Origin of the sequence: Caballeronia udeis (genome assembly GCF_044909315.1) — a bacterium.
Classification (GTDB): Bacteria; Pseudomonadota; Gammaproteobacteria; order Burkholderiales; family Burkholderiaceae; genus Caballeronia; species Caballeronia udeis_A.
Map to the genome: position 1 here is coordinate 1 of NZ_JBIYEB010000059.1, position 25,829 is coordinate 25,829.

The following is a 25,829-nucleotide window of genomic DNA, read 5'->3' on the forward strand; positions in this document are numbered from 1 at the left end:
ATGTATTAATATGCCCGTATCCTGCAATTCCAGCAATCCGGTTTCGCCCTTAAACGCCCGTCAGTAAAGGCTTTGGTGATTGTTCAGGGCCGACTAAAGAGGGCTTGCCATGTAGGTGAGCGAAACAGAATGTTCGAAGGGAACGGAATAGTAGCAGCGCCATTATTCGGGACGGACCGGGCGACAGGCCCGGGCGCAGTTAGCGCTGCAGGGTTCGCCAAACCTGAAAAGGCTTATCGGATTCAATCGAATACGGGTTTATACCTATCCTTTAAGTGCGGCCGCGACCGATATCTATATGTAATCACATATTGATATCGGCGTCGTGAGCTGGCGTCGTCAAGCGGTTGGCCGCGTCTCCTGCCCATCTTGCGCACTTCCATGTTGAATAGGTCAATGTCCATGTTCTCGAATTTTTCGATCAAAACGCGCATCGCGCTTGCGTTCGGCTTGCTCGTTGCGCTTCTGCTGGTGGTAGCGGCCTTCGGCCAGTACGGAACCAAAGCGGGCAAGGACGCGCTGCACGACACTTATGCTGTCCAGTTGTCGTCGGCGATTGCGATCGGAGACATGAAATACAACCTGGCGATTGCACGGGTTTCGATGGACCGGGCGCTGCTTCATCCGCAAGCGCCGGATGTCCCGGCGTTGGTGACGAAGGCGCGCAGCTACATTGACCCCGCGAGGAAGGCCTACGCGCGTTATCTCGCGCTACCCAAGAGCGACGGCGAACAGGTTCTGGCGGACGACGTGTCGAAGACCTTCGACAGCCTGGTCACCGGCGCGATAGAGCCGACATTGCAGGCGCTGCAAAGCGGCGATGCAGCCACCGCAGACCGCATCACGATGACGGACATGCCGGTCCTTTCGCTCGCGCTGACCAAAAGCACGAACGCGCTCAACGACTACCTGATGCAACACGGGGCCAGCAACTACGAAGCGTTCCAGTCGACGCTGCGCGCCGTCAGCCTCGCTTCCGGCATCCTGTTTTTCCTCGCCGTGGCGGTTGCGCTGGCGAGCGCCGTTGGCCTGCACCGGGCGATCTCGTGGCCTCTGGCGGAGGCGCTCGACGCCTGCTCGTCGATGGCGCGAGGTGACCTGTCACAGCGAATTGAAGCGCATGGCCGCGACGAGATGAGCGCGTTGATGCGCGGCTTGTCGACGATGCAAAGCGGTCTCGGTGAGACCGTGTTGACCGTGCGCACGAGCAGCGAGTCCATGGCGACGGCAACCCATCAGATTGCATCGGGTAACGCGGATCTGTCGCGTCGAACGGAATCGCAGGCTGCCGCATTGGAGCAAACGGCTGCCAGCATGGAAGAGCTGACGGCGACTGTCCGGCAGAATAACGAGAGCGCCAACACCGCGAGCAACCTGGCAAGCGAGGCCGCCAGGATTGCGGAAACCGGCGGCGCGATGATGGGCCGCGTGGTCGACACCATGTCGGGGATCAGCAATCAGTCGGCGAAAATCGCGTCCATCATTGGCACCATCGAAGGCATTGCTTTCCAGACCAACATCCTTGCGTTGAACGCGGCCGTTGAAGCGGCGCGTGCTGGCGAACAAGGCCGGGGTTTCGCGGTGGTCGCAACCGAGGTTCGAACGCTTGCACAGCGCTCGGCCAGCGCGGCAAAGGAGATCAAGGCGCTGATCGACAGTGCTGCGGTGAGCGTCGCCGAAGGGTCCGGTCTGGTCGGCTCCGCGGGCACGACCATGGACGAAATCGTTCGCGCGATCCAGAGAGTGAACGACATCATGAGCGAAGTGGCCGCGGCATCGAAGGAACAGAGCGACGGCATTGCACAGGTCAATCGTGCGGTGGCGCAAATGGACGAGGTCACGCAGCAAAACGCCGCACTGGTTGAAGAGACGACGGCAGCAGCCGTGTCGCTGGCTGAGCAGGCGCAGATACTTCGCGAGGCTGCTGTCCGCTTCCGGATCTGATTCAGAGCATCACCCGAGCGGTCAGTCGTGCCGTCGAAGCTGCAGCGAGTAAGTGAAGCGGTCGGCGGGAAAAACGCTGACCGTTGCTTCGAAGACAATGCCGTTTTCATCGACGTAGTGCCGCGTAATCTCGAGCGCGTGCCCGTCCGGTTCGGTCATGAGTTGCCGGGCGATGCGAGCGGGCACGCCTATCGCCCGGATTTCCTGCCGCACTTCCTTGACCACGCGGCCGAAACGCTGTTCGACCATTTCACAGATCAGGCCCGTGCTTTTGCGCAGTTCCCGCTTGATACCTGCACCTAGCGTGGGCTCGAGGTACACGTCGGTCCAGCAGATGGGCGTATCCGGCTTGGCGGGATCCACGCGGAGCATTTCGGTCCTGAGCCAGCGTGAACCGGTGACCACTCCCAACTGCGCGGCCAGCGACGGGCTTGCCGACACTTCGGTCACCGACTGCACGTGACGTTCGGTGACGACCGCGAATTGAATCAGGTCTTCGACGCTGGAGAGCGACTGGTCGAACGCTACCCGCGGTTTGGTCGCTTCGACGCGTATGCCGGCCCGCTTGCGCCGCGATATCAGGCCAAGGTCCTGCACCCGCTCCAACGCTGAACGCACCGTCGCGCGGCTGACGCCGTACTGGGCGGACAGGTCCAGCTCGCTGGGCAACGCGGAGCCGACTTCGAACGTTCCGTCGCCGATAGCCTGGATGAGCTGCTCTGCCAATTCGGCGTAACGGGGTTTCATCTATATCAATCCTTTTCTGGTTTCAAAGCCGCTGCAGTGCCGCGGCGCGCTAATGCTAGCTCGCAGCACGCGCATTGCCAAGCGCACGGGCGGCTCAGGCAAAAACGCGGATGGTTATCAAGGTAAACCCGAGATTGACCCATTGCGCTTGCAGCTAATATAGTCCGGACATATAAAACAAGTACGGACATATTAAGCGAGCCGGTCCATGCCTGGGCAGCCGCTGAACCTGGAGAAGAGCATGGCTTTTCATACGGAGACCGCACCTCACCACGGCCCTGACGCGGAGCCGGCAACGGCGCGCAAGAAGACGCCGTTCTACGCCCGGCTCGGCGTGCAGATTGTGGTGGGGATCGTGCTGGGTATCACGCTTGGTTTCGTCGCGCCGAAGCTCGCGGTGGACATGAAGGTGCTGGGCGACATCTTCCTGCGGCTCATCAAGATGATTGTCGCGCCGCTCGTTTTCCTGAATGTGGTCCTGGGTATTGTTGCTGCGGGCGACCTCAAGAACGTCGGCCGTATCGGGCTGCGTGCGCTGATCTACTTTGAGGTCGTGTCGACCATCGCGCTCATGCTTAGCATGGTGATCGCCAATCTGTCCGGCGTGGGGATGGGCATGCATCTCACGCAGAGTCCCGAGGCAGCGGCTGCCGCGCACGCTCAATACGGCAAGGCCGGCGCGGTGTCGGTTGAACATTTCCTGCTGACCTTGTTCCCGGACAATTTCGTGGGGGCCTTCGCAAATGGCTCCCTGCTTCAGGTTCTCGTGATTTCGATCGGCTTTGGCGCGGCGGTCCTGATGTTGAACCAGGACCAGCGCGTGAGCGTCGAGCATGCGCTGTCGCGGATGTCCGACTGCTTCTTCAAGTTCGTCGATGTCATCATGAAGTTTGCGCCGCTGGGTGCGTTCGGCTCGATTGCCTTTGCGATTGGAAGCAGTGGCATGAACGCGGTGATTTCCCTCGGCTACCTGCTCATCGTGATGTACCTGTCGCTCGCGTTCTTCGTTATCGTGGTGCTCGGCATCGTGCTGCGTCTATACGGCTTCAACGTATTTCGCTTCTTGCGTTACTTCAAGGAAGAAATTTTCCTGCTGTTCGCCACGGCCTCGTCAGAGAGCGCGTTGCCCCGGCTGTTCGAAAAGCTTGAACGGCTCGGGTGTTCGCGACAGTCCACGGGTCTCGTCCTCCCCACCGGCTATGCGTTCAATCTCGACGGCACGGCGGTCTACATGTCGCTTTGCGTGATGTTCATCGCCAATGCATACGGCGTGCCGCTCGACTTGCATCAGCAGCTTGGCCTGCTTGTCATCATGCTGATTACGTCGAAGGGCGCCGCCACCGTATCGGGCGGAACGTTCATCGTCTTTGCGGCTACCGTCACGGCGTCGGGCATGTTGCCCATTGAAGGCTTGCCCATTCTTTTCGGCATCAATCGATTCACATCGCAGGCGGTCTCCATCTGCAACGCGATGGGCAACAGCGTGGCAACGCTCGTGATAGCCAGGTCGACCGGCGAATTTGACGAGAGCGCCGCGCGCAGCGAGTATCAGCGCGTATTCGGCGTAGCTCCCGGCAAGGTCATCTGATTTCAAAGAAGGATTAGTTATGCGTATTACTGCGGTCAGGGAAATATCCGTCCCGCTGGAAGGAAACGTTGCGAACGCTCTCGTGAGTTTCGCCGAGCATGATGTATCGCTCGTCGCGCTGGAAACCGACGTGATGCGTAATGGCAAACCGGTCACGGGTTATGCGTTCGACTCCATCGGCCGATACGCTCAGGGCGGCATTCTGCGTGACCGGATGATTCCCCGTCTCATGGCTGCAAAGCCTGAGGATTTGCTCGATGCCTCCGGGCACCTCCTTGACGCTGAGAAGGTGCTTCGGACCGTCCTGCGCAACGAGAAGCCGGGCGGTCACGGCGACCGCGCCGCAGCCGCTGGCGCAATCGAGCTGGCCGTGTGGGACTTGAATGCAAAGCTGCTGGATGAACCCGCACACGTCACCATAGCGCGGCACTACGGCCGGCAGGGGAAAGCTGACGGCGTGAACGTCTATGCGGCGGGCGGTTATTACTATCCGGAGGAAAGCACGCAGCGTCTGGTTGATGAATTCAATGCTTATCGCGAGCTGGGTTTTGACGCGTTCAAGATGAAGATTGGCGGAGCGATCCTTGAGAGAGACATCGCACGTATTGAAGCCGCGATGGCGGTTGCGGGAGAAGGGCAGCGCCTTGCAGTCGACGCAAACGGCCGTTTCGATTTGAAGACCGCGCTTGCCTATGCGGAAGCCATTACGCCGTACGACTTGCGCTGGTTCGAAGAGATTGGTGACCCGCTTGATTTCGATTTGAATCGTCAGGTCGCGCAGGCCTACGTGGGGAGAATTGCCACGGGCGAGAACCTGTTCTCGGTGCCTGATGTAAAAAACCTCGTGCTGTTTGGCGGCATGCGGCCGGGCAAGGACATCTTCCAGATGGACGCGGGGCTTGCCTATGGGCTGACTGAATACGCGCGGATGATCGACCTGATCGAGAGCCGCGGTTTCAGCCGCGCGCAGGCGTACCCACATGGTGGCCATCTCATCAACCTTCATATTGCGGTTGGCCTGGAGCTTGGCGGGTGCGAGGCTTATCCGGGTGTGTTCCAGCCATTTGGCGGATATCCGCCGGGTTGCGGGGTGGGTGGTGGACGTGTGCGCCCGACCGATGCAGCGGGCTTTGGACTTGAAGAAAAAGATGCGCTGCGCCCATGGCTTGCGCGGCTTGCAAACTGATTAAGGAATAGGCAATGGCAACGACAGTTTTCGACTCGGTACTTTTCCGCGACATGTTCGGTACGCCCGAGATGCGGGAGGTGTTCTCGGACGAGGCGTATCTCCGGCGATGTATTGACACCGAGACTGCGCTGGCGCGGGCGCAGGCCAAGTCCGGCTTGATTCCCGAGGAAGCTGCGCGCGAGATCACCGTGCGGGCTGACTTTGCGAAGCTTGACCTGGACGCGCTGCGTCATGAGACGGAGATAGTTGGTTATCCTATCTTGCCGTTGGTCAGGCAGGTGAGCGAGATGTGCGGCGAGGCTGGCCGGTATCTGCACTGGGGTGCGACGACGCAGGACATCATGGATACGGCCACGATGCTGCAGTGTGCGCGGGGTGTGGCGATCATCGAGAAACAGCTGGACGAAGTGCGCGGGGCGTTGCGGGAGCTGGCGCTCAAGCATGCTGATACGGTGACGGCTGGGCGTACGCATTTGCAACATGCGTTGCCGGTGACGTTTGGATTTCGGGCGGCTGTGTGGTTGTCGGCACTGAACCGTCATGCTGAGCGTCTTCAGCAGGCGAAGGCGCGGGCATTGATGGTTGAGTTTGGCGGAGCGGCGGGCACGCTGGCTTCCCTGGGCGACCCGGAGGGGGCGTTGGAAACGCGCAGGTTGTTTGCGGAAGAACTGGGTTTGCGCAATCCTGAGATTACCTGGCATGTTGCTCGCGATGGGTTGAATGAGTTGGTATCGCTACTGGCGGGCATTGGTGGGTCGCTTGGCAAGATTGGTCTTGACGTGATGATGATGGCGGCCTCGGAGTTTGGTGAAGTGGCTGAACCGTTTGTCCCGGGGCGGGGCGCGAGTTCTACCATGCCGCAGAAGCGCAATCCGATTTCGAGTGAACTGATGTTTGCGGCTGCGAAGATGTTGCGTGAGCGGGCGGCGCTTATGCTGGATGCCATGATGCATGACTTCGAGCGTGCGACGGGTCCTTGGCATCTTGAATGGAGTGCGGTGCCGGAGAGTTTCCTGCTTGCTGCGAGTGCGCTTTTCCAGGCGAACTTCATGTTGCGGGGTCTTCAGGTGGATGGTGAAAAGATGCGTAAGAACCTGGATTTGACGGGTGGACTGATTGTGGCGGAGGCGGTGATGATGGGGTTGGCACCGGCGATTGGCAGGCAGCACGCGCACGATGTGGTGTACGACGCGTGTCGCATTGCCATTGAGAGTGGCCGAACGTTGTATGACGTTCTGATTGAAGACGCGCAGATACAAAAAAGCTTTGGCGAAGGGGAGTTGCGAGTGTTGACTGACCCGGCGAACTATCTGGGTGCAGCTGCACACATGGCGCGTTCGGTGGTTCGCGGAACGGCGGGGTAGGGTAGGGGTGATGGACGATGTAAATGTGCTTGCCCGAGAGCACCGGTGGCGAAGCGTGTTCATGTCAGGATTCGCGAGAAGGAGGGTTTCACACATCCGTGGCTCTGGCGAGCACCGTGCTTTTGGGGCACCTATGAATGGGAACTGCACGCTGTGGACACTTAGGGTAGAGCGGTTAAAGCGTTTTCTTTGCTTCGTTTCTTTGTCGCTTTGGACAAAGAAATGACGTGCCGCGCACAGTGGCTAATAGCGCAAAAGATCAGCCGACTCAGGCAGACCACTAACCTCGAAAGCAGCAACCCGGCACTGACCCAGACCGCTAACCCCAGAACTTGGCAACCCAGCCCCAACCCCGACCGCTCCCCCACCCCGCCAAAGCCCCAAACCCGTCCACCGGCGCGAGCAACCCCCCCTGCGGTGATCAGAATTTCCACGTGTGATCGGTCGAACCGACTTCCTTGAAGGCGCTGTAGCACATAGCATCGCGTGATGCGTGCGGCCGCGCGTCCGAATATGCTTGCAGGTGCGAACCGGACCGACGTCCAAGGCCAAGCCCCATTTTTCAACCAGCAGGAGAGACGAGACGATGTCGGACAATTTCGTGGAATGCGGTGCTGCATCGGCTGCGGACCTTATCGCGGCTCAACAAGCCGATGGCCTGACGCGTGCCGCTCCGTCCGTGGCCGGCGTGGATGCCGACGCCATCGTCGCATTCCTGAACGATGTTGAAGCAGCCGGTCTCGACCTGCACGCCTTCATGCTTCACCGCAAGGGCCAGGTGGTTGCCGAGGGCTGGCGCTGGCCGTATCGGCCCGACCGGCTGCGAAACCTGCACTCGGTCGCCAAGAGTTTCACCGCCTGTGCGATCGGGCTCGCGCTCGAGGAAGGTCTCTTCAAGCTCGATGACAAGGTGGTCTCGTTTTTCCCTGATGTCATCGTGGAACCGGTTCAGGACTGGCTCCCGGCGATGACCATTGAAGACCTCCTGACCATGCGTGTGGGTCATGCAGGCGAAACATCCGGAGCGGCGTGGCGATCGCTGACCACGAGCTGGATAGGGGAGTTCTTCAAGATCCCGATCGTGCAAGAACCGGGAACGGCCTTCATGTACACGAGTGCTGCCAGCTACATGTTGTCGGCCATACTGAGCCGCGCGGCGGGCGTGACGCTGCATGAGTATCTCAAGCCGCGAATCTTCGAACCGATGGGCATTGAAGGCGAAACCTGGGATATTGGCCCGGACGGCATCAACCCCGGCGGCAATGGTCTTATCGCACGAACCGCGGACCTGTTGAAACTGGGTGTTCTGCATGCGCAAAACGGCATGTGGCAGGGCCGGCGCCTGCTGCCCGAAAGCTGGGTTGCCGCCGCAACGAGCGCGCACGGTGAGCCTGCGAAATACGGATATCACTGGTGGACGCGGCCTGATGGCACGTATAGCGCAATCGGCAAGTTCGTCCAGATGACGACGGTGTTCCCGTTGCACGGCGCAACGCTCGCCGTTACCGGCGCGATCAAGGGCAGTGCGCAGCTGTTCCCGCTTATAGACCGGCATTTTCCGGCGGCATTTCGTGATCAAAGTCCCGATCAAATTCGCGGTCACATCGAAGACGGTGCCGCTGATGCGAGGCTTGAAGCGAGGCTGGCCGACTGGCAAAGTCCGCAAGCGCCAGCACCGTGGAAAGAGCCTTTCGAGCGGGTCGGTGCTGTCACGGATGGAGCACGCGCACCCGGACAGACGGAGCGCTTCCTGATGCATCCCAACGGTCAGGGCGTGAGCGCATTGCAATTCGAATTCGCCGGCGAGACATGCGTGTTTCGTCTGACCGATGCACAAGGCGAACATGTCATTGCCGCCGGTGCAGGCCGGTGGCTGGAGGGCCGGACCGATATGCCGGGCAGCGATCTTCACCATGGCTACCAGCTCGACAACAGCCCGGTCGTCGCCCGTGCGTGCTGGCTGGATAACACGCGGTTGCAGATGACCTGGATCTTCGCCGAGACTGCTTTCCGTGACACGGTGATCTGCGAGTTCTCGGGCGACACCGTCACGTTCAAGCGCGAAGTGAATATCAACGGCGGTGCGCTGCGGCATGAGGACCTGACCGGCTCACGCGCGAGCTAGACGCAGACCAGTGGGAATGTAAATGCATGGTGCTCTTCATTACCCGGCGCCATGCAGCATGCGTGAATAGGACACCAGCATGCTCGCGAGGTCCTGCGCGATCGTGGTCAACGGTGAAGACCGGCGGCTGATAAGACAGACGTCCCGTGGATCGAACGCTTCACGGATCGGGATGTTGACAATCGAGTTCGAGAACAGCTTCAAGCCGACCAGCACGCGCGGTTCGATGGTCAGGTAGTCGGATTCGCAAACAATGTGCAGCGTCTCCAGCAGCGATTCCGCCGTGACCACGATCCTGGGTTCCCCCAATCCCTCTGTGCGAAAGAGGCTGGTCAGGCGATTCTCCGCTCCGCCGACAATACCCGCAGGCCGGATGCTGACCCACTCGCAATCCTTGAGATCGCGAACGGAGGTGACATGCGCCTGGGGGTGGCCCCTGCGTGCAATCACGCCTGGCACCGACCGGTGGAGACGTTCTATGTCGAGATCGACGTCGCTGACTTGCGGCGCGAGCGGACAAAGCGCAAAGTCGAGCCGGCCGTCGCGGATCTTCTCGATCAGCATTTTCGAATAGCCGCTGGACACATGCACGCGCACGCGCGGAAAGAGCGCTATGAAACGCTTGAGCACCGGCAGCAGCGATTCCGCCAACGGCTCGGACGTGACACCGAGCGCGATCTGCCCTTCGGGTTCGCCCGAGGACTGCCGCATGTCCTGCATCGCGCGCTCGCAATCACGAATGATCGCGTTCGCGCGTACCAGGAAGGTCTCGCCCAGACTGGTCACGGTGATACCTTGATGCGAGCGGTTCAGCAGTGTCACACCGAGTTCGGCTTCAAGGCTCTGGATGGCTTGCGTGAGCGTGCTTTGCCCGATGTCGAGCGCTCTTGCGGCAGCACGGAAGCTGCCTTGTTCCACGACCGCGCAAAACACCCGGAGCTGGATCAACGTCATGAAAAACCCTCTGGAATAAGTGCAACGCTCACCCGGCCTGGTAGCGGCCAAGGGGAGCGATGCGTTCGGCTCGTGCAAGCATAGCCTTCCAGAAAGCCGTCGTGTAGCGCCGAAGCCTGACACCCAACGCCTGACGCGTCAGGCAGCCTGAACGAGGCCTCGTACGCGGCCTTCGCTTTCAGTGGCGCCGGACGCCGCCACGAGCGAGTAGAGGTCCTTGCAGTTCGATGGCTGCGCAATCAGGTCGATGCGCTTGCCGATCCCTTCGCTATGCACGAGATCGTTCAGGTAACGTAGCGCCGAAAAGTCTTCCAGCGCGAATCCGACTGAATCGAATACGGTCACCTGTGCATCTGATTCGCGGCCTTGCACGACACCCGCCAGCACCTGCCAGAAATGGATCACCGGGGAGTCGGCGGGAAGCTGCTGGATATCGCCTTCCATGCGCGTCTGTGGCTCGAACTCCACCATCACGCGGGCGCCGTTCAGCACGTCGGCATGCAACTCGGTCTTGCCGGGACAATCACCGCCCACCGCGTTGATATGCATCCCCGCTTCAATCATGTCGGGCGTGAGAATGGTCGCGTTGGTTTTATCGGCGGTGACGGTGGTGACTATGTCGGCGCCTTGCACGGCCTCGCGTATCGATGCCGCCCGCGTGAGCGTCAGCCCCTTGACGCCGGACAGGTTGCGAATGAGCTTGGCCGTGGCGGCGGGGTCCGTGTCGAACACGCGAATATGCTCGATGCCCAGCATATTCTTGAACGCCAGCGCCTGGAACTCGCTTTGTGCGCCGTTGCCGATCAACGCCATCGACTTTGATCCCGGCCGCGCGAGGACGCTTGCGGCGAGAGCGGAGGTGGCCGCCGTGCGCAGCGCCGTCACGATGGTGAACTCGCTCAGAAGCAGGGGAACACCGGTGGCAACGTCGGCGAGTACGCCGAACGCCATCACCGTCAGCAAGTTGGCGCGGGTGTTGTTGGGATGCCCGTTGACATACTTGAAGCCGTAGAGCGCGTGGTCGGCAACCGGCATCAGTTCAATGACGCCTTCGGGTGAATGCGCCGCGGTGCGTGGTGATTTGTCGAACTCCGGCCAGCGCAGGTAGTCGGCGCGGATGTAGCCGGCGAGGGTGCGGATGAAGGATTCCGTGCCGGTGGTGTGAAGCAGTTGCCTGATGTCGTTGACGTCGATGTATCGAGTCATGATGCGTTCCTGAACGATAAAATGAACTTGAGGGGCTACATGGGTGTATTGGCGTGCGGGGATCGAATCCTGGTGTGGAAGTCAGGCGCCGAGCAGCTTGCCGGTGCGTTGAGGCGTGGCGCCGGTGACGCGTCCGAGCGGATCGCCGTGCTTGACGAAACGCACGTCGCGGCGCATGTAGAACACGCCGCCGGTATTGCTGTGGACCGTGGTGGTCTCGCCGCTCGTTGCATCGATCACGTCGAAGAGCGGCTGGCCCACTTCAATCACGTCGCCAAGCTGCGCGCGATGCACGAGGATGCCGCTAGCGGGCGCGACAAACTGTTCGCTGCCGGCAAGCGGGGTAGCGGGGCCAACCGGTTCGGGCAAGGGCGGTGCAATGCCGTCTATGAAGCCCTGATGCGTGAGGTAGTCGAGGATCGCCTGTGCATCCCGCCGCGCCATCTGATACGACACATCACGCTGCCCGCGATGCTCGACCGTGACGGATACCGTGCCGGTCGGAATGGGATAGCCGGCGCCGAATTGCTGCCTCAGTTGCCACCATGTCAGGCTCTGTGCTTCATCGAAGGAGCCGGCGCCCGAGTCGTACGCGAGCAAGGAGGCCACCGCGCCAAGATAGCGCGCGAGCGGTTCGGCTTCGGCCCAGATCGCCTGGCCCGTGTAGATATGCATGGCGGCTTCGCGTGAGCAATGCAGGTCCAGCACCACGTCCGCGTCGTGTGCCAGCAGCATGAGCTGGCGTTGCAAACCGTCGAATAAGGTGGCCGGTTGCAGCGCTGTCAGCGCCGCTTTCCAGGCGTGGCGAATGGCGATGAGATTGTCGTCGGCGTCTTGCGTGAGCTTGCCTTCGAGCGTCGCTGCAATCTTGCCGGCGAGCATGGGGAAGTCGCGGTTGTAGTTGCGGCCGCTGGCGAATTCGAAACGGCCAACGGGAGCGCCGAACAACCACTGGCTCAATCCAAGCGGATTGGCGTTGCAGACCAGCACGATTTCACTACGAACCTTGCCGTCGGCTTCAAGGCGGCGCAACTGTTCTAGCAGCGTGAGTGCAACCATCACGCCCGGAGTTTCATCGGCGTGCAGGCCGGCCTGGATGTACACCTTTCTGCCGCCGCCACTCGTACCGAAGTGCTGGCTTGTCAGATGGTACGCGGCGCCGGCGGTCGCGTGGGGCAAGGCATGGGAGGTGCTGTTCATGAGAAGAAAAAGGGGCTCGTAGTAGCGGCAAGGTCATCTTACGGGGAGTTCACGCGGCGCAGAAGGCAGCCTGACCGATCGGGATCAGCCTGGCAGATCGCCCGCCGCGCAAACCTGGATAGGGGTGCGTTTTGCCATCGGCATCAGGCGCTCGTGCCTCGCAGAAGGCGCGAGTAAGACACGAGCATGCTGACCAGCTCATGGGCGACCGTGGTCAATGGCGACGCGCGGCGGCTGATGAGGCAGACGTCACGCGGATCGAACGCTTCGCGGATCGGGATGGTGACGAGCGATGGCGAAAACAGCTTGAAGTTGGCGAGTACCGCCGGTTCGATAGTCAGGCAGTCGGTTTCGGAAACTATGTGCAGCGTCTCCAGCAAGGACTCCGCCGTGAAAACGATCCGCGGCGGTCCGAGCGCTTCAGCCTTGAAGAGACTGAGCAGCCGGTTCTCCGCACCCCCGGCAATGCCCGCGGGCCGGATGCTGACCCAGTCGCACTCCACCAGTTCGCGCACGGATGTGACACGCGCTTGTGGATGACCCTTGCGCGCGATCACGCCCGCGTCCGAGCGGTACATCCGCTCGATGCTGAGATCGGCGTCGCTTACATGGGGCGCGAGCGGACATAGCGCGAAGTCGAGGGCGCCATCGCGGATCCTTTCGATCAGCATCTTCGCGTAGCCGCTGGTCACATGCACCCGCACGCGCGGAAAGCGTTCGATGAAACGCTTGAGCACCGGCAGCAGGAATTCCGCGAGCGGCTCGGAGGTGACGCCCAGTGCGATGTGTCCTTCCGGTTCTTCCGATAACGGCCTCATGTCCTGCGTGGCGCGCTCGCAATCACGGATGATCGCGCTGGCACGGACCAGGAAGGTTTCGCCCAGGGCGGTCAGGCTGATGCCCTGATGCGAGCGGTTGAGCAGAATCACACCGAGCTCCACCTCCAGGCTTTGGATCGCCTGGGTGAGGGTGCTTTGCGCGATGTCGAGCGCTCGTGCGGCAGCCCGGAAACTGCCTTGCTCGACGACCGAACAAAACGCCCTGAGCTGGATCAGCGTCATGATGAATGCACGGCTTCAAGCGCGATACGGTGATCAGCAAAAGCCGACGTGGACGTGACCTCAAGCGCGGCTACGTCGACCAGCACCGGCATGTCGCGGCCTGCCAGCTCGGCGTTGAAATACCTGCGGGACGGATCGATGTCGTCGGGGACGGCGCGCGTGATGACCTTGAAGCCATCGTCGCGATTGCCGCGCAGTTCGGGAACGGCTTGCAGGAGCCTGCGGGTGTAAGGGTGGACCGGGTTATCGAACACAGCGTCGCGCGTTCCCTCTTCAACAATATGGCCCCGGAACATCACCAGCACGCGGTCGGCAATCTGCTCGACCACGCCGAGATCATGCGAGATCAGCAAGCACGCGAACCGGTAGCGCTGCTGCAGCGAAACAAGCATGTCGAGAATCTGCTTCTGCACGGTGACATCGAGTGCGGACACCGGCTCGTCGGCAATGATCACGGCAGGTCTGCTCGCCAACGCGCGTGCAATCGCCACACGCTGACGCTGGCCGCCCGAGAGCTGATGCACGAGCCGCCCGGCGAATTCCCCCAGGCCCACATCCTCCAGCGCGGCGGTGACCCGCTCAGCGCGTTGCGTGCGGCTCAGGGTCTTGTCGAGCCGTAGCCCCTCGCTAATGAGAGCGTCGACACGCATGCGTGGATCGAGCGAAGAGTAGGGATCCTGGAACACCATCTGCACCGCGCGCCGCGCGGCCTGCATTGCATCGTGACCGGCGTTGAGGAACGGCTGCCCGTTGAGCAGGATCTGTCCTTGCGCGGTGGACGCCAGCCCGAGAATCGCCTTGGCGATACTGGTTTTACCGCTGCCCGATTCACCGACTATTGCCACCGTCTCACCCGCCTGCACGCTGAACGATGCCGGATGCACGGCTCGCGCGAGAATCTTCCTGAACCACAAGCCGGGCACCCGGTAATCGATCGCGACGTCCTTGACCTCGATGACCGGCGGCGCGGACGAAACGGGCGGGCTCAACGTGTCCTCGTTTTCTGCACGCCTTGGCAACGCTTCGAGCAGCTTCAGCGTGTAGTCATGCGAGGGGCGTGCCAGCACCTTCGCCACCGCGCCGGTCTCCACGACCAGCCCGCGTCGCATCACCAGCACTTGCTCCGTGTAGGCCGTCACGAGCGCAAGGTTGTGGCTGATGAAGATCAGCGCGGTGCCTTTTTCACGCGTCAGTTCGATCATCAGGTCGAGCACTTCTTTCTGCACCACGCAGTCGAGCGCGGTTGTCGGCTCGTCTGCAATCAGCAGCTTGGGGCGCAGCAACATGACCGCGGCTAGCAAGATGCGTTGCCGCATGCCGCCGGAAAATTCGTGCGGATAGCGCTTCATGCAGCCGAGCGGGTCGCGAACATGGACCCGTTCGAGCATGGCGATTGCCTGCGAACGGGCCGCATCGCGCGGGACGGAACGCCGCCGCATGAGCGCCTCCGTCAACTGGTCGCCAATGCGAATGGCCGGATTGAGCGAGACCATGGGTTCCTGGAACACCATGCCAATACCCGTGCCGCGCGTAGCCAGCCATTGCGCCGCTGTATTGCCGAGGACATCACGACCCTCGAAGCGGATGCTGCCGGAGACGATCTGCGCGCGTTCCGGCAGCAAGCCGAGCAACGCGCGGCCGACCATGGTCTTGCCGCTGCCGGACTCGCCCACGACTGCAAGCGATTCGCCTGCGTTCAATGTGAAGTTCACGTCTTGCGTGACCTCTTTGATCGCACCTGCCCTGTCGGGGAAACCGATCGTCAGGTTGCTAACCTTCAGCAACGGATATTGCACAGCAGCGTCCATTACATTCCCCCTTTCATGCGCGGGTCGAGCAGATCGCGCACCCCGTCACCGAACAGATTGATACCGAACAAGGCAAGCGAGATAGCCGCACCGGGGAACAGCACGACCCAGATCGCCTGATCGATTGCCGTGCGACCGTCGGCAAGCATGCCGCCCCAGGTAGGTTCCGGCGCGGGCACGCCGAGCCCGAGAAAACTGAGCGCGCTTTCGGCAAGAAGGGCTGAGCCGAACAGCGAAGTCGAGAAGACCAGCAACGGCGCCACGCAATGCGGCAGGACATGGCGAAGCAGGGTCCATGCGCCGCTGTTGCCCATGGTTCGCGATGCAACCACGAAGTCGCGCTGGCGCAGCGACAGCGCCGCGCCGCGTGCAATGCGGCTGACCGATGGCGTATAAGCCAAACCGAGCGCGACCACCACGCCCCATTTCGACGGTCCCACGACGGTCATGATGCCCAGCGCCAGCAGCAAGCCGGGAAATGCCATGAGCGCATCGATCAACATGGCCGCGAGCCGGTCGGACCAGCCGCCGGCGTAACCGCAGACCGCACCGATCGAGGTTCCGGCGATCAATGCGAACAGCACGGAGCAGACGCTGACGGTGGTGCTGACGCCGGCGCCCGACATGATCCGGGACAGGACGTCGCGGCCGAATTCATCGGTGCCGAACCAGTGCTGCAGCGAAGGCGGCGCGTAACGCGCGTGAATGTTCACGTCGAGGGGACCGTAGGGCGTATAGACGAGGTTCACGACCGCGATGAGCAGCAGGAGCCCGACAAGGACGGCTCCGATGACAAGGTTGGCGCGCCGGGCGCGCTTGGGAGAGGAGGGCATGGGCGAGTCAGAGCTTGAGGCGTGGGTCGAAGATCGGGTACAGCAGGTCAACCACCAGATTGGTCAGCACATACAGCAGCGCGATCACGAGAAGGCATCCCTGCACGACGGGATAGTCCCGCGAATAGATGCTTTCCACGAGCAGGCGGCCCATGCCCGGCAGCGTGAATACGGTCTCGATCACCGCGCCTCCCGCGAGCAGGTGACCCAGCACGAGACCGATCACGGTGAGCGTCGGGCCGAACGCGTTAGGCAGCGTATGGCGCAGCAGCACACGCCGCTCGGACAAACCCTTGGCGCGCGCATGAGCGATGTATTCCAGCTGCAGGACTTCGATGCTGCTCGCCCGCATCATGCGCGTCACCACGGCGATTTCTCCCAGCGTGACTGCTATGACCGGCAGCACGAGGTATTTGAACGAGCCCCAGCCTGCTTGCGAAAACGGCTGGTAGCCGAAGGTCGGCAGCAGGTGCAGCTTCACGCCGAACAACCAGATGAGCAGGATGCCGGCCCAGAAACTCGGTATGGATACCAGCATGATGCTGCCCATGACCACCGCGAGATCGCCGCGCCGGTTTTGCATCCAGGCCGCGAACAAGCCGGCCGGAATGGCGATCAGGCACGCGAGGAAGGTCGCCGCGAGCACGATTTCTGTGGTCACGGGAAAGGTCTCGCGGATGAGTTCCAGCACGGGCTGATGCCGCACGATCGACATGCCGAAGTTGCCCGAGAGCAGATGCGATACCCAGATCGCGAACTGCGCGGGGATGGACTGATCGAGGCCGAACGATTGGCGCATTTGCTGCAGCAGCACCGGGTCGTTGACGTCGCCGAGCATGAGCGAGGCCGGGTCGCCGGGAATGGCGCGGATCATGCCGAACACGAGCAGGGTCACGATCACGACGGTCGGCACTGCCATCGCTATACGCTTGATGATGTAGCTGAGCATCGGCTTGGCCTAGTTCTTCGTGACGTTGAAAAAGCGCTTCAGGCGCAGGGGCCAGGTCGTCACGCCCTGCAAGCGGTTGCTGACAAGTGTCAGGTCGGGTGAGTCGTACAGCACGATCATGGGCACGTCGTCCATCATCATCTGGTGCAACTGTGCGAAGACCTGCTTGCGGGCGGCGGGGTCGGTCACGCCGTCGATACTGCGCAGCAGCGCGCGTGCCTTGGGGTTCTCCCACTGCACCATGGGATTTTTGGATTTATCGCCGAGTACATCGCCGTACATCAGTGCGGGCTCGATGCGCGACGAGTAACCAAACGACATCAACTGGAAATGCCCCGAGCGGAAGTCGTTCTCCTGAGTACCCCATTCGACCACCTGCAACTTCACGTTGATACCTGCCTGCGAGAGCAGCGATTGCATGTACACCGCGGTCGAATACATATGCGGATAGCGGCGGTTGGTTTCGAGCGTCAGCGTCTGGCCGGTATAACCGGCTGCCGCGAGCAGACGCTTGACCTCGGGCAGGTCCTGCTTGTAGCCCACTGCATCGCCGGGGGTATAGAGCGCTTCGGCGTTCGGTGTCAGCGATGAGTTGTAGTGCGCGAGGCCGCCGCTGACCGCGTTCACCACGCCCGGCAGATCGACGGCAAGCGCGATCGCGCGCCGGACGCGGACATCGGCGAGCAAGGGGTCACGCGTTTGCATCAGCAATGCAGCGGGATCGGCCCCCGGCCCCGCGATCACATGCCAGTGAGGATCGGAGGGAGGCAGGTTGTTCTCCGATATGTTCATCACATCGATCTGCCCGGACATGAGTGCGGAGACTTGCGCAGCTTCGTCGGGAATGGCGACAAAGCGCACGTTCGCCTGCGGATGCTTGGCGCCTGCCAGTCCGCTTGGCGGCTCGGTGCGTGACTGGTATTGGGCGAATGGTTTCAGCAGGACGTATTGCCCTTGTTTCCACTCGCTGAATACGAACGGACCGGTTCCCACGGGCTTCAGCCACGCCCCGTTTTTGTCGAGACTGGCAGGGCTCAGGATGGCAAGCGGGCAGCGGGGCTCCGTCATGTGGGTGAGAAAGAGCGCGGACGGCCGGTCCAGCTCGAACACCACGGTATGCGGATCGGGGGTGGTCACGGCAAGTACCTTCGGACCCCGGCGTCCGTCATAGTTGCCGCGGCAGACATAGCCGGACTGCGGCTTCATGAAGTACTCGTAGCTCCATTTGACATCGGCGGAGGTGAACGGCGTGCCGTTGTGGAACAGCACGCCATGACGCAAGTGAAAAGTGTATTGCTTGCCGTCTGGCGAGATGTCCCAACTGTCAGCCAGCATGGGCGCGACTGACAAGTCGCTCTTGAGCGCCACCAGCGACTCGACCACGTTGGCGAGGATCTCGTCCGTAAAACTATTGCGTAACACGTTGCCCGGCATGGACGTGGTCGTGTCGGTGTTGATGGCAAAACGGATTTCGGGGAGAGCCGGGGCAACGGCGTCCTGCTGTGCCCATCCGCTGGCCGGCAGGGTCGCCGCGACTGCCAGCATCCCCATTATTACCGCGCGCTTCATGAAGGGAATCCAGTGGTTTCCCACGCGGCGTGCTGCAAGCCGGCGAGGGGCGGGAGACGCGGGAATTACCATCAAAACGTCCTTCGGGAGGGGGATTGCACAACGTTATAACCATGCGATGAATGATAGGAAGCGATCGTAGAAGCTCATATTGGCGTTGGGAAGAGCAGTCCTGCCGATCGGTGGCCGATATTCGGATCACCTGGGAAAACAGCACTAGACAGTCGTTTATTGATGTGGCTTGCGCCTGGAGCCAGGGAGGTCGCGCGATAAGGGAAAACCGGGTATCGGACGTGCAGATCATGATCGTCAGAAGTGTTCTTCCTTTCAAAAATTTTTCTACCTAGGATGGCGGCATTGCTTGAGCGTGCTTGATGCCCGGTCCATTCCGGTGCCGCACCTCTGTCTCGTCCGATCCCGTCCGCATCAGATGCCGCGCCGAGTCGGGAAGAGTACTCGCCAATAAGTTAGGAAACCAAAACAAAACAACTTACCCGAATTTTTCACCTCTTAACCGTCAACTGAAACCACGATATCCCATGAAAAGAAAACTTATCGCGTTAGGCGCATTCGGTGTTGGCCTTGTCGGCAGTGTGCATGCGCAAAACAGCGTGACCCTCTACGGATTGCTCGACGACGGTTTCGTCTACAACTCGAACGCCAAGGGGACGCGCCAGTATGAAATGGCGGCAGGCAACCTGGAAGGCAACCGCTGGGGGTTGATCGGCTCGGAAGACCTGGGCGGCGGACTCAAGGCGATCTTCCGGCTGGAGAATGGCTTCAACATCAACAGCGGCGCGCTGGGTCAGGGCGGCGCCATGTTCGGCCGACGCGCTTACGTGGGTTTGTCGAATGAGTATGGCGTGGCCACAATAGGCCGCCAGTATGACGCGCTGACCAGCTATATGGCGCGCTACACGGCAGGCGGTGCGGGCGGAGACGGGGTGGTTGCATCGTGGGCCGGTGTGTACGGCGTCCACCCGGGCGACATGGATAACCTCGGCGGCACGAATCGCACCAACAACTCCGTCAAGATCGATACCGAGTCGTTTCGCGGCCTCCAGGCGCAGGCTTTCTATAGCTTCGGCAATGCGGCGGGCAACTTCACGAGCAACCAGACCTACAGTTTTGCGACCTCCTACCGGAGCGGTCCGCTGGACGTGGGCGTTGCCTACGACAACGTGCGCGATCCCAATTACGCGCTGTACGGAGACAATTCAAATTCGAATACCGCAACGTCCACCAGTTCGCTCAATATGAGCAGCCCCGTGTATAGCGGCTTCGCTTCAGCGCATACCTTGCAAATTGTCGCGGCCGGTATTGGCTATCAGATCGGCGCGTTTCGCCTGGGCACGGAATACAGTAATGTGCAGTTCCAGAACATTGGCACGGAGTCGGGAACGGGCCTTAACCCCGGCAAACTTTCGGGAACGGCCCGGTTCAATATAGGGGAAATCAACGCGATCTATCGTGCAACGCCTGCCTTGCAGCTTGGCGCGGCATTCGCGGTCACGCGCGGCAGTTCGGTCGGCGCCATCTCCGGCGCGCACTATAACCAGACCGATATTGGCGCGGACTATGCATTGTCCAAGACGACTGATCTCTACGCGGTCGGGATCTATCAACTGGCAAGCGGTCATGATTCGACCGGTAAGGTGGCCGTGGCGACTATCGCGAACCTTACGGCGTCGAACAACAACAAGCAGGCGGCGGTGACGCTCGGTATCCGGCATCGCTTCTGACAGGGACGATTGATGAACCATGACGATGTCTACGCCGCGCAGCGGCTGCGCAATTTCCTGATGCGAAGCCGCAACCTGCTGGAAGGCGGCAACACGCGGTTGGTGCTGGGATTTATAGGCGATAGCTGGGTTCGTGGTTCAGGTCTGCCTGCGCTTGGCGACGCCCGTCGCACGCGGTACTTCATGCCGGGCCTGACGACCGCGCTGCAGCGGCTCTATGGCGATGCCGGCGGTGGCTGGTGCGGGCTTTCCTATGCAACGTCCGGTGACAGGCGCGGCGGTTCGGCAAACCCGGACCGCCTTTTTCAATCCGGTACCGGTGACTGGTCGACAAGCAAGAACGACCGTCCTGTGGCGGATCTTTGTACCAGTGTGAGCGGTACGCCGGGCGATACCATTCGCGTCACCAATACGCTAGGGCCGACGAGTGAGGTGAGGCTGCATTGCGTGGCGGGTGGATCGATTGATTATCGTTGGAACGAGGGTCCGTGGAGACGGCTCGATCAGTTCGCGGCAGGCCACGTCATGGAGTTGACGGGGTTTCCGCTCGTGGGCGCATGGACACTCGATATCAAGGTAGCGTCGGGCGTGGTGGAGCTCGCCGGTATCGAGCACAGGAACGACAATCCGGGCATCCGGATACACAATCTCGGGGCCGGAGGAAGTACCGCGCTGGATTGGTCAAGCGTCGACGCAGCAACATGGCAAGCATGTATAGCAGCGCTTGATCTGCACACTGCGCTGACATTCTTCGGGACGAACGATCAGAAACGGATCACGCCGCAAGAGCACGGCTCAAGTCTTGCAAGGCTTGTGCATTCGCTTAGAGCCGCAGCGCCAGACGTCGATATCGCGTTGGGAACATCACCGGAGAGCGGCGACCTGACCGAGCCGCGGCCCGGTCGTCCCATGCGTTTGTATATGGCCGAGGCGCGGCGACTTGCGATCGATCAGGCGCTGTGTCATATCGATTGCCAACCCGCTTTCGGCGATGTCAGCAACTACAAGTATTCAGGACCCCGTCCGTTGCTTGATGATTCGCTGATTCATCCCTCAGTCGAGGGCATGCGCGTGATTGAATCGCTGTATCTTCGCGTGCTCGGTCCTGTCAATGATCATGCAGTCGCGCCTGCTTGATCAGGACGCGGGTGCCACCGATGCCCCGCCAATCTTGTGGCGCTGCAACGCGTCTGCAACGAAGCCCGACGCTTTCATCTCCACTACGAAACGCCTGAGATAATCAGCTGCAGCATTGCCACGGCTCTTAGGCAATCCCATTGCTTGCTGGATCACCATGAAGCGTTCGCCGAGCAACCGAAGGCCCGGTGTTTTCGCGGCGTCGCTTTCGAGTTGTTGTTTCACCCCTGCGGCGACCTCGAGCTCCTGTTCGAGGAACGTCTGCACCACGGCAGGCGACGAAGGCGCACGAACAATTTCCGCGTGCTTCAATTCCCGCGATAGAAACAGATCATAAGCACTGCCCTTACCGACCGCAACGCGTGTGTTGGCGCTATCGACCTCGTTGTTGTGCTGTATTGGAGAGTCGTTGCGGACCATGTAAAAACCTTCGATCAGCACATACGGTGCGGTAAACGCAATGCTTGCTCCTCGCGCCGGATCGATTGCGAAGAAGCCGATATCCGCGCGTTCGTCTCCGACGGCTTCAACGGATTTTCCCGCGGTATCGAAGACGACGAGATCGACCGGTAGCCCCAAGCGCTTGCCGAGTTCCCTTGCAAGGTCGATGGAAACACCGAGCGGCTCGCCACTAACAGCGTCTTTGTTAGCGAGAATTGGATTGCCCAGGTTGATGGACGCGCGCAGCTTGCCGGTGGGCGCGAAAGCGGACAGCACTGATGAGTCGGTTGTCATGGAGTCAGAGCAATAGAAGGTTGGCGTAAGCCTGACCTGGGGTTTGAGGATGTTGCCGATGCGCGAAACCCGGCAGGTCGACAAAATCCGGAATTGAAACCGCGAGTATTTCCCATGCACGCCTATTTTGCGTTTCACTATTTATAAATGCAATATTCGGGGTGCCAGATTCGTGTGACCCGGCTTACAGCGTGGTGTCGGCTTGCCACTGCCCGGTCATTCCCACTATGTCGGCAAGCCAGAGCCTGAACAACTTGACCTTGTCGAGGTTGCGTTCATTCGTGCGGTACGACAGGAAGTGAGTCTCGCGCAGGAAGGGTTTGAAGTGTCCCTCACCAAACTCGATCAACTCGCCGCGCGCGAATTCGCGTTCGGCCAGACGCGTGGTTTCCAGTGCGATACCCATGCCGTCGACCGCGGCCGATATTGCCAGCGCACCGCGATCGAACGAAGGGCGAGGCTTGTTCGGAAACGCGAGGCCATTCAGCGTGAACCAGTCCCGCCATGTGACCCGGCTGAGTTGCGAATCGATCAGTGTGAAGTCGACGATCTGCTGCTCGAGCGGCACTCCTTCGCGCAACATGCCGGGCGAGCACATAGGCACGATCCGTTCCGCGCCTAGCGGAACCACATGCAGCCCGGGACGCTCCACTGCCATGCCGTACGAGATGGTGATGTCGACCTCATGCACGCGCGTCAGGTCAATCGGCTCGGCTCCGGACGACAACCGGATCGTGATGTCGGGATGCGCCTGCATGAATTTAGGCAGGCGCGGGCCGAGCCATTTCACTGCAAGACTAGGCGCGCAATGAACCGCGAGCACCTGCGCCTGGGGCGATAGCGCAACCTCGCTGCAGGCGGCTTCAATCACATCGAATACGCGCCCGAGGCTATCGAACAGCCTTCTGCCTTCAGCCGTGGTTTCAACGCGCCGGTTGCGCCGATGAAATAAGGGCAGGCCGAAATACGCCTCGAGTTCCTTGACCTGATGACTGATCGCGGACTGCGACAGATGCAATTCCTCTGCCGCCAGCGTGAAGCTTTCAAGCCGTGCCGCCGCTTCGAACGCGCGCAGCAGCACGAAATTCGGTATGCGTCGCATGCGCGTGCTGTCTCCGTTGGAATGTTTTTCACCAATGCATGAATCCTGTTCATCTTTCTATGAACAGTCATCGTTTGTCAATGAGGCTCACGCGGACGACCATGAAGCCCTGAAAACAATCCCGCTTGTTCTACAGGAGAAAACCAAATGGCGGCTGTCATGGAAGCGCGTCCCGACGCTCCCGAGAAGCTGGTGAAGGACGGCAGGATATCGGTTTATCAGCCGGAACAGGACGGGCTGATCTTCCCGGAATTGCCCACGTTCGCGAACCCCGCGGCACATCGGCAGCACTTGAAGGAACGCCTGGCCGGAGCGTGCAGGGCGTTCGCGCAGCAGGGATTTGATTACGGTTTCGCCGGTCACCTGACGGTGCGCGATCCCGAAAATCCCGGCTTGTACTGGACGAATCCGATGGCCATTCACTTCTCGCAGGTGAAGGTATCGAACCTGATTTGCGCGGATCACGAAGGCCGTGTGGTCGAAGGCAATCATGCGATCAATCGGGCAGGTTTCGTGTTGCATGCAGCCGTTCATGAGATGCATCAGGACATTGTGGCCATGTGCCATGCGCACACGGTATACGGCACCGCGTTCGCGGCGCTGGGTAAAAAGCTCGAACCGGTCACGCAGGATGCTGCTGCGTTTTTCGAAGACCATGTCGTGATCGGCGATGAAGCCGGACAGGTTGCCGTTGAAGTAAAAGCGGGCCATAAGGTCGCGAGTGCGTTCGCGGGTGTGAAAGCCGCCATTCACCAGAATCACGGTTTGCTCACCGCAAGCCGTCACAGCATAGAGTCCGCCGCGTTCTGGTTTATCGCGCTGGAACGCTGCTGCCGGCAGCAATTGCTGATTGATGCGACCGGCATCACGCCAAAACTTGTCACGCCGGAACGCGCTCGTTATAGCCGCGAGCATGTGGGTAGCGAGTACATTGGCTGGCTGCATTTCCAGACGATCTGGAATGACCTCGTTGCCACGCAGCCCGACATGTTCGACTGAACACGTCGTGTATTGAACGCAGTTCAGGCAAGTCAGCAAGGGGACGACACAGCGACCATCAAGAGAAGGCCGGCGTCCCCCTTTCATTCGTCCCCAGGAGACAAGACATGAATCCCGCTAGTCCGGCCGCATTCAGCAAACGCGACGAAGCGTCCACGTTCTCCAGGATTACGTGGCGGCTATTGCCGTTCCTGTTTCTTTGTTATTTGTGCGCTTATCTGGATCGCATCAACGTGGCGTTTGCGAAGCTGCAAATGCTCAAGGACCTTAATTTCAGCGATGCCGTTTATGGCGCCGGCGCGGGCGTGTTCTTCGTCGGCTATTTGCTCTTCGAAGTGCCCAGCAATCTGCTGTTGTTGAAGGTGGGCGCCCGGCGCTGGATCGCACGGATCATGATCACGTGGGGCATTATTTCGGCCGGCATGATGTTCGTCACCACGCCAACCAGTTTCTACATCATGCGCTTCCTGCTCGGCGTGGCGGAAGCGGGTTTCATCCCGGCAATCCTGTTCTATCTCACGTACTGGTTCCCGTCGTCGCGCCGCAGCAAGGTGACTGCGCTGTTCATGACCGGCATTCCCATGTCGGGTGTTGTTGGCGGCCCGCTGTCGGGCTGGATCATGAACCACATGGGCGGCGCGCACGGGCTCGCGGGATGGCAATGGCTGTTCGTTCTCGAAGGCGTCCCGACGGCAATCCTCGGCCTGATCGCGCTGGTCTATCTCGACGACAAGGTCAGCGACGCCAAATGGCTCTCCGCACCGCAGCGAGCCTTCCTTGAAAGCGCATTGATCGAGGAACGGCCGGCGCACGTGCTGCATTCCGTGAAGGACGGCCTGCTGCATCCGCAGGTCCTGCTGTTGAGCGTGATCTATTTCTTCTTCACGATGGGCCTCTACGGCGTGAGCTTCTGGCTGCCGACGCTGATCAAGGCGAGCGGCGTGTCCGATCCGCTGGACATTGGCTTGCTGAGCGCCATTCCCTATGCCGCGGCGGCCGTGACCATGGTGCTCGTCAGCCACAGTTCAGATGCCAGTGGAGAACGGCGCTGGCACCTTGCGTTGCCGGGAATTGCTGGTGCGGTGGGTTTGTACTTCAGTGTTTCGTATGCGCGTTCCACGCCCATTGCAATGATCGCGCTGACCCTTGGCACGATGGGCGTGATGACCACGATCTCGCAGTTCTGGGTCCTGCCGCCGGCCATTCTGGGCGGAGCGGCTGCGGCGGCCGGGCTGGCCGTCGCCAACTCGGTAGGCAGCATCTCGGGCGTGGTCAGCCCCTACGTGATCGGGTTGATCCAGACCGCGACAGGATCGACAGGAAACGGCGTGCTCGGGCTTGCAGCGAGCTTGATCATTGGCAGTGTGCTCGTGTTCACGGTGCCTGCAAAACTCGTGAACAGCCGCAAGCGCGAAGTGATGAAGGACATGGAGCGCGACGTGATCGAAGGCGGTGCGCAGACGCGTGCCTGAGACGGGTTCTCTAAGAGACGGTTTCAAAAAGACGTGAAGGGGGCTGTTAACTTCATGGACATGCTGTTAACCTTGGTCGTCGTGACGACCAGGTCAAGGGGATGG

General features: G+C 60.8%; 20 protein-coding genes. 9 read left to right on the forward strand and 11 right to left on the reverse strand.

Annotated elements, in window-relative coordinates; genetic code table 11:
• Positions 1–402 precede the first annotated feature (402 nt).
• On the forward strand, positions 403–1,944 hold the full coding sequence (locus tag ABH944_RS43295) for a methyl-accepting chemotaxis protein (protein ID WP_404615355.1): 1,542 nt from the start codon (positions 403–405) through the stop codon (positions 1,942–1,944).
• Positions 1,945–1,965: 21 nt separating this feature from the next.
• Here the strand turns inward: ABH944_RS43295 and ABH944_RS43300 are convergent, their stop codons facing one another.
• The gene (locus tag ABH944_RS43300; RefSeq protein WP_404615354.1) at positions 1,966–2,691 is read right to left on the reverse strand and encodes a GntR family transcriptional regulator; all 726 of its coding nucleotides are present in this window, start codon (positions 2,689–2,691) and stop codon (positions 1,966–1,968) included.
• Positions 2,692–2,932: 241 nt separating this feature from the next.
• Between ABH944_RS43300 and ABH944_RS43305 the strand changes: the two genes are divergently transcribed.
• The 4 genes from ABH944_RS43305 (at position 2,933) to ABH944_RS43320 (ending at position 8,957) form a co-directional block, all read left to right on the forward strand.
• Positions 2,933–4,279 (forward strand): cation:dicarboxylate symporter family transporter, encoded by a 1,347-nt coding sequence (locus tag ABH944_RS43305; RefSeq protein ID WP_404615352.1) that lies wholly within the window; start codon positions 2,933–2,935, stop codon positions 4,277–4,279.
• A gap of 19 nt (positions 4,280–4,298) precedes the next feature.
• On the forward strand, positions 4,299–5,465 hold the full coding sequence (locus tag ABH944_RS43310) for an enolase C-terminal domain-like protein (RefSeq protein WP_404615350.1): 1,167 nt from the start codon (positions 4,299–4,301) through the stop codon (positions 5,463–5,465).
• 14 nt (positions 5,466–5,479) lie between these two features.
• Complete coding sequence (locus tag ABH944_RS43315) at positions 5,480–6,832, forward strand: class-II fumarase/aspartase family protein (protein WP_404615349.1); 1,353 nt, start codon at positions 5,480–5,482, stop codon at positions 6,830–6,832.
• Between the two features lie 586 nt (positions 6,833–7,418).
• Positions 7,419–8,957 carry a serine hydrolase domain-containing protein gene (locus ABH944_RS43320; RefSeq protein ID WP_404615347.1) on the forward strand — a complete coding sequence of 513 codons (1,539 nt, stop codon included), beginning with the start codon at positions 7,419–7,421 and terminating at the stop codon, positions 8,955–8,957.
• Between the two features lie 39 nt (positions 8,958–8,996).
• Here ABH944_RS43320 and ABH944_RS43325 read toward each other — a convergent pair whose 3' ends face one another.
• From ABH944_RS43325 to ABH944_RS43360, 8 genes are all read right to left on the reverse strand, one after another.
• On the reverse strand, positions 8,997–9,911 hold the full coding sequence (locus ABH944_RS43325; protein WP_404615345.1) for a LysR substrate-binding domain-containing protein: 915 nt from the start codon (positions 9,909–9,911) through the stop codon (positions 8,997–8,999).
• Positions 9,912–10,049: 138 nt separating this feature from the next.
• Positions 10,050–11,117 (reverse strand): ornithine cyclodeaminase, encoded by a 1,068-nt coding sequence (locus ABH944_RS43330; RefSeq protein ID WP_404615343.1) that lies wholly within the window; start codon positions 11,115–11,117, stop codon positions 10,050–10,052.
• Positions 11,118–11,198: 81 nt separating this feature from the next.
• Positions 11,199–12,317 (reverse strand): succinylglutamate desuccinylase/aspartoacylase family protein, encoded by a 1,119-nt coding sequence (locus ABH944_RS43335; RefSeq protein ID WP_404615341.1) that lies wholly within the window; start codon positions 12,315–12,317, stop codon positions 11,199–11,201.
• Between the two features lie 143 nt (positions 12,318–12,460).
• Positions 12,461–13,378 (reverse strand): LysR substrate-binding domain-containing protein, encoded by a 918-nt coding sequence (locus tag ABH944_RS43340; RefSeq protein WP_404615339.1) that lies wholly within the window; start codon positions 13,376–13,378, stop codon positions 12,461–12,463.
• Entirely contained in the window at positions 13,375–15,186 is a 1,812-nt protein-coding gene (locus ABH944_RS43345) for a dipeptide ABC transporter ATP-binding protein (RefSeq protein ID WP_404615337.1), read from the reverse strand. Before ABH944_RS43345 ends, ABH944_RS43340 begins: the two co-directional genes overlap by 4 nt.
• Positions 15,186–16,019 (reverse strand): ABC transporter permease, encoded by an 834-nt coding sequence (locus tag ABH944_RS43350; RefSeq protein WP_404615335.1) that lies wholly within the window; start codon positions 16,017–16,019, stop codon positions 15,186–15,188. Before ABH944_RS43350 ends, ABH944_RS43345 begins: the two co-directional genes overlap by 1 nt.
• Positions 16,020–16,026: 7 nt before the next feature.
• A complete protein-coding gene (locus ABH944_RS43355) occupies positions 16,027–16,968 on the reverse strand; it encodes an ABC transporter permease (protein WP_404615333.1) in 942 nt (313 codons plus the stop codon).
• Between the two features lie 9 nt (positions 16,969–16,977).
• The gene (locus ABH944_RS43360; protein ID WP_404615331.1) at positions 16,978–18,537 is read right to left on the reverse strand and encodes an ABC transporter substrate-binding protein; all 1,560 of its coding nucleotides are present in this window, start codon (positions 18,535–18,537) and stop codon (positions 16,978–16,980) included.
• Positions 18,538–19,076: 539 nt separating this feature from the next.
• Between ABH944_RS43360 and ABH944_RS43365 the strand changes: the two genes are divergently transcribed.
• Both ABH944_RS43365 and ABH944_RS43370 read left to right on the forward strand, forming a co-directional pair.
• The gene (locus tag ABH944_RS43365; RefSeq protein ID WP_404615329.1) at positions 19,077–20,279 is read left to right on the forward strand and encodes a porin; all 1,203 of its coding nucleotides are present in this window, start codon (positions 19,077–19,079) and stop codon (positions 20,277–20,279) included.
• Between the two features lie 12 nt (positions 20,280–20,291).
• The gene (locus ABH944_RS43370; RefSeq protein ID WP_404615327.1) at positions 20,292–21,416 is read left to right on the forward strand and encodes an SGNH/GDSL hydrolase family protein; all 1,125 of its coding nucleotides are present in this window, start codon (positions 20,292–20,294) and stop codon (positions 21,414–21,416) included.
• Here ABH944_RS43370 and ABH944_RS43375 read toward each other — a convergent pair whose 3' ends face one another.
• Together ABH944_RS43375 and ABH944_RS43380 are read right to left on the reverse strand one after the other, a co-directional pair.
• Positions 21,417–22,151 (reverse strand): ABC transporter substrate-binding protein, encoded by a 735-nt coding sequence (locus ABH944_RS43375; RefSeq protein ID WP_404615325.1) that lies wholly within the window; start codon positions 22,149–22,151, stop codon positions 21,417–21,419.
• Between the two features lie 184 nt (positions 22,152–22,335).
• Entirely contained in the window at positions 22,336–23,253 is a 918-nt protein-coding gene (locus ABH944_RS43380) for a LysR substrate-binding domain-containing protein (RefSeq protein WP_404615323.1), read from the reverse strand.
• Between the two features lie 147 nt (positions 23,254–23,400).
• Between ABH944_RS43380 and ABH944_RS43385 the strand changes: the two genes are divergently transcribed.
• Together ABH944_RS43385 and ABH944_RS43390 are read left to right on the forward strand one after the other, a co-directional pair.
• Positions 23,401–24,252 (forward strand): class II aldolase/adducin family protein, encoded by an 852-nt coding sequence (locus ABH944_RS43385; RefSeq protein ID WP_404615321.1) that lies wholly within the window; start codon positions 23,401–23,403, stop codon positions 24,250–24,252.
• Positions 24,253–24,359: 107 nt separating this feature from the next.
• A complete protein-coding gene (locus tag ABH944_RS43390) occupies positions 24,360–25,724 on the forward strand; it encodes an MFS transporter (RefSeq protein WP_404615319.1) in 1,365 nt (454 codons plus the stop codon).
• Positions 25,725–25,829 lie beyond the last annotated feature (105 nt).